General features: G+C 35.9%; 3 protein-coding genes. 2 read left to right on the top strand and 1 reads right to left on the bottom strand.

The genetic code is table 11. From position 1 onward, the window contains the following. Positions 1–159: 159 nt before the first annotated feature. Positions 160–1,464: a DRTGG domain-containing protein gene (locus tag A194_RS0115835; RefSeq protein ID WP_017187763.1), complete on the top strand. Its 1,305-nt coding sequence runs from the start codon at positions 160–162 to the stop codon at positions 1,462–1,464. Here the strand turns inward: A194_RS0115835 and A194_RS0115830 are convergent, their stop codons facing one another. Beyond that, complete coding sequence (locus A194_RS0115830) at positions 1,465–1,764, bottom strand: YtpI family protein (RefSeq protein ID WP_017187762.1); 300 nt, start codon at positions 1,762–1,764, stop codon at positions 1,465–1,467. It lies immediately after the preceding gene. 91 nt (positions 1,765–1,855) lie between these two features. On the opposite strand from A194_RS0115830, the gene A194_RS0115825 reads away from it, so the two are divergent. Next, positions 1,856–2,415, top strand: a 560-nt coding sequence (locus tag A194_RS0115825; RefSeq protein WP_017187761.1) for a DHH family phosphoesterase, incomplete at its 3' end; no start/stop codon positions are given.

The raw sequence follows: 2,415 nt of genomic DNA, 5'->3' as shown, positions 1-2,415 counted from the left end.
CTGACTGCTCAACTCGCTAAAAGGTCAATTGTTCATGTTTTCATCATACTCCAACCCTTTAGTCCTAACCATTTCTCGTTTATACAGCAATTGCTGAACGACTTAACTCAAGGTATAATGTTAAACATATATGAATGCGGAAGAAATTGGGTGAGGTGTATGAGTACAAAGCACGAGCAAATATTGAATTACATAGATGAGTTGCCAGTTGGCACGAAAATTTCAGTTCGAGCTGTCGCAAAAGAGTTAGATGTTAGTGAAGGTACGGCTTATCGTGCTATTAAAGAGGCCGAAAACATCGGTTATGTTAGTACAATTGAACGTGTCGGTACGATTAGAATCGAACAGAAGCGTAAAGAAAATATCGAGAAGCTAACATTCGCAGAAGTCGTTAACATCATTGACGGTCAAGTACTAGGTGGACGAAGTGGCTTACACAAAACTTTAAATAAGTTTGTAATCGGTGCAATGAAACTTGAAGCTATGATGAAATACACGGAGAAAAGCTCACTTTTAATTGTTGGTAACCGTGTCAAAGCACAAGAAAAAGCATTAAATGCAGGTGCAGCCATTTTAATTACAGGTGGTTTTGATACAACTGATTATGTAAAAAGCTTAGCTGATCGATATGAACTTCCTGTTATTTCTTGCTCATACGACACGTTTACAGTCGCTGCTATGATTAATAGAGCAATATATGACCAGTTAATAAAAAAAGAAATTGTCATAGTTGATGATATTTTCACGCCGATTGATGAGACACATGTGTTGTATGAAGATGATCTAGTATCTACTTGGCATGCATTAAACGAACAAACGAAGCATAGTAGATATCCCGTATTAAATAGGCAAAATCAAGTCGTCGGAATTGTAACATCAAAAGACATTATTAATAAGCGAATCGATTTAAAAATTGAAAAAGTGATGGCAAAGAAGCCGATTGTAACAAAGGCGACAACATCCTTAGCTAGTGCTGCACACACAATGGTTTGGCAAGGTATTGAGTTAATGCCGGTTGTCGATGAGGATTACACGTTCTTAGGCGTTATTAGTCGTCAGGATGTCATTAAAGGGTTGCAAAGTAGTCAAAGGCAGCCGCAAATCGGTGAGACAATTGATGATCTAATTCATAAGCAACTCGTTTCGAATGATGAATTTAGTGGCTTTTCTACAGAAATCTCACCTCAAATGACAAATCAGTTAGGAACTCTATCGTATGGTGTGTTTGCTTCATTTGTAGCAGAGGCTTGTAACCAAACGTTGAAAAAAGAAAAGACAGGAGACATGGTGATTGAAAATTTATCAATCTTCTTCATGAAACCTGTCCAGATTGGAAGTCAACTTAGAATTGTCCCGCAAATACTTGAACTAGGAAGAAAGTTTGCTAAAATCGATGTTCAAGTATTATCAGATGAAGAACTTGTAGGGAAAGCGATGGTTATGGCTCAATTTATTAACCGTTAACTAATTAGCCATTTGCTCAGCTTTTAAAATTTCTTGGCGGTAATGTTTAAAAATCTTAAAACCAAACACAATTTGTGCGATCCCAACAGCTAAGAAAATAATGGTTAAATATAAAACGATTTGTGTTGGATAAGCTACGTATTGATTCATACCGAATGTAGCCATAAATACACCTAAAGCAATGCGTGCCTTGCCGTTAGTATAATGCATATATAATGGATTTTTGTAATTTAATATTCTTACTTTAAAATATAAATACAAAACAATTGATATAACAAATATGCTAATTAAAATTGGCAATGTTAACTCTCCTTTTTCACTTCAATTCGAAGTCTATTGTAACGATTTTTAATTAAAATTGCTAGTGTATTGCGATGAAAGGGTGCTGAAAATGAAAACAGAAATTATAAAAGCAATCAATGAATACAACACTATTATTATCCACCGTCACGTTAGGCCTGACCCTGACGCATATGGGTCACAAGTAGGATTAGCAAAATTAATCCAAGGAACCTACCCTAATAAAGACGTATATGTTGTAGGTGAAGAAGATGCTTCTTTAAACTACTTAGCTCGCTTAGATCATATTGAAGATGATAAGTATAAGGGTGCCTTAGTCATTGTATGTGATACAGCCAATGAAGAACGCATATGTGACCAAAGGTACAACCAAGGCAATCAACTTATAAAAATTGATCACCACCCTAATCGTGAACCATATGGCGATATTATGTGGGTTGATACAGATGCATCATCTACAAGTGAAATGATTTATGAACTGTACTTAGAAGGCAAAGTTGACGGTTGGACTTTAAACCAAGAATCAGCAAGACTGCTTTATGCAGGAATTGTCGGCGATACTGGAAGATTTCTATTTCCAAGTACAACAGAACGGACTTTTAATGCAGCACAAGAATTAGTCACTTATAATTTCGACCGAAAAACTTTGTA

Origin of the sequence: Alkalibacillus haloalkaliphilus C5 (assembly GCF_000269905.1) — a bacterium.
Classification (GTDB): domain Bacteria; phylum Bacillota; class Bacilli; order Bacillales; family Alkalibacillaceae; genus Alkalibacillus; species Alkalibacillus haloalkaliphilus_A.
Note: the sequence above shows the minus strand (reverse complement) of the source record. Positions and strands in the feature narration are given on the sequence as shown.